Here is a 4,718-nt window from a genome sequence, read left to right as displayed (position 1 = left end):
TCACAGTTACAGACGAGAACGGTTGTACAGATGACATTACTGTGGATATCCCAATAACCTCTCCTGTGGCCCCCCCAAATGTATCGACAAGCTATGCGCTTTGTGGAGAAGGAGCTTTAACTTTAAGTATAGAAGGAGAGAAACCATCTGACGTAGAATCATACAATTGGTATAATAAATTAGGGGAAAATAATTACGAGCTTATTTCTAGTACCCAATTGGGGAGTATAACAATACCTTTCAACGCAGATGCGGTTATTTCAGTAGAAGCAGTAGGTGTCGGTAACTGTCCTTCTGAAAAAGTGGATATTGAAGTTACTGTTACTCCTGAAATAAAATATGGGTATACGGCACAAAATGTTTGCCGAAACCAGGAATTTGATTTGGCCCAACTGTTATCTGGTGAGGATGCTCATTTGGCCACTTTTTCAGGGGATTTTGTAAAGGAAAGGGAAGATGGAAGTTATTATTTAGATGTTTCCGGTTTAGATGGAAATAAAACTACCGTGGAGATTCAATTTCACATTGTAAAGGGGGCTTGTACTGAAAATGTGATGAAAATTCTGGAGGTTAAAGATCCGGTACAGCCTGTTTTTAGCATTGATACCAAGACGGATGTTTGTGTAAATGACTTGACACAAACCTATTACATTGAAAATTATGCAGTTTTCGATGACTTTGATGTGCATGTAGAGGGAGGGGAATTAGATTCCCGAAATGGTGGTGAATTAATCGTTATTTGGAAATGGGATGAAGTAAACCCACCTCAAGAACATTATATTAAGATTCTTAATGCTAAAACAGGAGTTTGTACTACAATTGAACAGTTGGATTTCACTATCCGCACCTTACCTCAAGTTTCTTTACTACCAATAGATGACCAATGTTATAATGGAGGGCCTATTGCGCTGGAAGGTTTTGTGCCAGCGGGATTGGGTTTGGAAACTTTGGCATGGAGTGGTTTAGGAGTGTCAGGAAGTATTGATGATGGTTTTCAGTTTGACCCATCTCAAGCTACGGTTGGAGAACATACTTTGTCTTATACTTTTACAGATGGAAATAGTTGTGAGCAAACAATTACTACTAATGTTACGGTTGTTGATGGTCCTATGTCACCTGCCATAGTCAACGAGGCCTTACTTGGTCGATGTGGTCCCGGTGATCAAGAAATAATAGCCTTTTCCCAGGATGGGCTCGCCGACTCTTACATGTGGTATAGGAAAAATGCTGATGGAGAAATGGAAGTATTTGACGGACTTACAGCTGCAAAAGTAAATATACCATTAGAGGTGGGAATTAACGAAATTTATGTAAGAGCTGTAAGTGCATTGGGTTGTGTTTCATCTGAAGAAACAAAAATCACAGTGACAGCAAAAGAACTCCCTGATCTAAATATTGATGATCCTAATGTTTTCCTTTGTAGAAGTGGTGTCGAATTTAACTTACTAAGCAGGGTGAATATTCCTGGTGGGGAGTTTAGTGGGGATTATATTGTAAATGGAACCAATTTTAATCCCGCCTTGGTACCGGCCTCAATAGAAAGTGTAACAGTTACTTATACGGTTAAATCCTCAGCAACTGGTTGTTCAGTTGATGGAGAAATTTATATTACTTTATATGAAGATCCTGAGGTGGCGATTAGTCCAATCGGTAGGGTGTGCCAAAGTGAAACTTTAGACTTAAGGAATTTTGAGTTGGATGGTTATCAGGGAGGTACATGGGATGGTGATGGAGTGGCTGGAAGTTATTTGGAACCCCAGTCACTTGAACTGGGTGCTCATCCAATCTCTTATAGTTTTACAACCGAAAATGATTGTGTGATTACCTTAGAGAAGGAATTCTTTGTGGTTGGAATTGCAGATCAGCCTATAGTAGATAATCTGGAATCCTGCCAAGGAGAAGAAATGACCCTCTACCTTCGTAATTATTCGTCCAGCCATACATATAAGTGGTTTACCGCTGATACCGGTGAGGAAATTGCCCAGGGAAGTATGGCGCATATTGTAGTAGATGGGGAAAAGGAGTATTATGTGGAAGCTTATAATGAGCTGGGCTGTAGTCCGGAGCAGGGCTTTTTTACAGTTTCTTCCAACACACCTGTTGGGACCCTTGATGTGCCAGATCAACTTCAGGCAGGAGAAGTGGTGCAGTTTTTCGCTAGGGTTGAAGCAGATACTTATTTCTGGGATTTAGGAAATGGTACCACTTCTACGGAGAAAGACCCTTTGGCAGTTTACAACAGCCCTGATGCCGAATTTGATGTAGTGCTTACGGCCACTTTAAAGGGATGTGTTGAGGAATTTTCACAGAAATTCCAGGTGAGCGATGATGAAAACTGGTTTACGGCTGTAGAAGAGGTGGAAGACCTGACTGCCTATTCTGATGTGGTCGGCTATAATGAGGAAAATATGACGGTGACGGTTTACCCTAACCCTATATCGCAAAACCTCATCAATTTGGAAGTGCCAACTACAGTGGATAGGGAGGCCGTAATTAGGGTTTATACTATACATAATAACCTATTGCATGAGGAGATTGTGGAATTGAAGGAGGGCGATAATGCCTTTACAGTGGATGCTGCTGCTTTTCCGAAAGGCTTTTTAGTAATTATGGTAGAAAAGAAAGGTGTTGAAAAACAGAGTGGAGCTTTACATATTTTAAAGGTATTGAAATAGAGTGTGTGTGCTGGGCCTGCAAAGATTATATTTGCAGCCCATTTATTTAAATGGTAAAAGGAGAAAAGATCCTTTTTTTAAGAAAAAGTGCATAAAAAAGTAGTGATAAATGAAGCGAATTTTTTATAGTTTTGTTTTTGCATTAGTGACAGGATTTTTCTTTTCTTCCTGCGATAATACGGATGATTATCTCGAAGACCTGAATTCAAAACCTGAACTATTTTTTGTGGTAAATCCAACAGAGGCAGAAGAGGATGCAGGAGAAGAAACACAATTGCTAAAAAACATAACAGATAGTTTGAAAATAAAAAACGGCTACCCTTTTCGACTTAAGATTGTAGACCAAAATAAAAACCGATCTATAGTGAGTCTTACTGAGTTGGTTTATGATAAAGGTTTTTTAGTAGATGAGGCTTCCAATGTGATTGATGAGGATTTGTTTTACGATGAAACGAATGAAAAAGCTTTCATTTACCATGCCTTTGTAGAAGGAGAGCATAAAATTGAGATGTTGGCCCGGGATAATTTTGGACAGGAGGATAAGGTGATATTGGATTTAACGGTATTTAATAATACACCTCCAATATGTACCTTCAGTTATGAGAAAAGAGAACCTTTATTTTATCACTTTGATGCTTCCGCTAGTTTTGATCAGGATAGCAATCAGGGTGGGAAAATAGTAAAGTATGTATTCAACTTTTCCGGAATCACGGTAGAAGCCTATGAACCACAAGTTAATTTTGTTTTTAGTAACACGGGATTGCACCAGGTTAGTCTTTTTGTAGTAGATAATGATGGGGCCGTTTCAGAAGCATATACAGAAATCATACAGATTAATTAGAGAGTAGGCTAAGATGAAGAAAATTTTTGCTTTCATATTATTTTTTACCGTGCTTTCCTTTTCTGCACAAGCACAGCTCATTCCTCAGCTGTCGGGAGATAAGGAAAAAAAAGAAGAAAAGAAAAAAAGATCAAAAGCTAAGCCTGAGAAAAAAGAAAGGTACGTAATACGGCTGCGTGTAAAGGGCTTGAAAGGGCTCTCAGCTTCTGGCTTTTATACCCCAAATGGCTTTGGAGGGGCACTAGGTTATAGGTATGGCATTAATCAGAAGCTTTTGATTGAGCCAATGGTTCAGTATTCCTATGTCAAACATTCTTCTACCACCAATATGCATCAAGGCTTTTTGAGGGGAAATCTGTATTATAACCTTTACCGCTTCAAGTTAGTCTCTATTAATCCTTATTTTTCTCCTATGGTGGCTTTTTACAACAAATTATCCAACATACAGCCTAATGAGGATAAGCAACCCTGGGGTAGGGGAAAAATAGGAGCCGCCTTGGGAGTGGAGCTGGAAAACTACGTCACTTATAATGTGAAAGTAGCCATGGGAGGGGGACAAAGAGCATTGTATACAGGAGATGCAGGCTTTCATTTTCAGATTGAAGGCTTTTTGTCAATCAGATACCTGTTCAACGCAGTGGGCAGAGCCGATTCTAAATCCTTAATACGGTTCTTTTAAGAACTTTTGGCTGGCTAAAGGGGAGAGGCCAGTAGCTATGAGATAAACTCAGACCCTAACTTACTTTCTAACGATAACTACTAACTGTTATGTCAAAACCCTTACCCTTTGAACTAGAAAGAATAAGACAGGAATGCAGCCAGGATCTGCACAATGGCCTTTTGGCCATAGACATGGACATCCGTGCTCAATTACAATACCAAGCTCAAGGTGGTTTTAAACCTGTTACTCCCTTTAATTACGGCGCCATTTGTTCCTGCATTCAGCAAGAAATTGAAGGGGTGCAGAAGAAAATGCAAAAAAAGGTGGAGCGCTTTGCCCAAGCCAATGGTCCCAAAACCCATACGGTGAGAAGGGGAGAGATTTTGGGAAGGATAAAGGACCAATATGGGGTAAGGTTGGATCAATTGCTACGTATTAACCCCCAGATCTCAAATCCAGATGACATTAAAGTTGGTCAAAAAATTTTAATACCAGGAAAAGTAAATCTTGGAAAAAAGCCTGTAGTGATGGCTTTGGAGGT

Annotated in this window: 4 protein-coding genes; all 4 read left to right on the top strand. The window is 39.7% G+C overall.

Going from position 1 to position 4,718, the window contains the following annotated elements:
- On the top strand, positions 1 to 2,675 hold a 2,675-nt coding region (locus tag E1171_RS23695), incomplete at its 5' end, for a PKD domain-containing protein (RefSeq protein ID WP_187696313.1).
- 109 nt (positions 2,676 to 2,784) lie between these two features.
- Positions 2,785 to 3,516 carry a PKD domain-containing protein gene (locus E1171_RS06720; protein ID WP_155205241.1) on the top strand — a complete coding sequence of 244 codons (732 nt, stop codon included), beginning with the start codon at positions 2,785 to 2,787 and terminating at the stop codon, positions 3,514 to 3,516.
- Positions 3,517 to 3,529: 13 nt separating this feature from the next.
- Positions 3,530 to 4,195 carry a hypothetical protein gene (locus E1171_RS06715; RefSeq protein WP_155205240.1) on the top strand — a complete coding sequence of 222 codons (666 nt, stop codon included), beginning with the start codon at positions 3,530 to 3,532 and terminating at the stop codon, positions 4,193 to 4,195.
- Positions 4,196 to 4,284: 89 nt separating this feature from the next.
- A partial coding sequence (locus tag E1171_RS06710; RefSeq protein ID WP_155205239.1) for a LysM peptidoglycan-binding domain-containing protein occupies positions 4,285 to 4,718 on the top strand: 434 nt, incomplete at its 3' end.

This window comes from Xanthovirga aplysinae (genome assembly GCF_009711365.1).
Classification (GTDB): domain Bacteria; phylum Bacteroidota; class Bacteroidia; order Cytophagales; family Cyclobacteriaceae; genus Xanthovirga; species Xanthovirga aplysinae.
The sequence above is the reverse complement of the archived record's forward strand: the minus strand, read 5'-3'. Positions and strand labels throughout refer to the sequence as shown.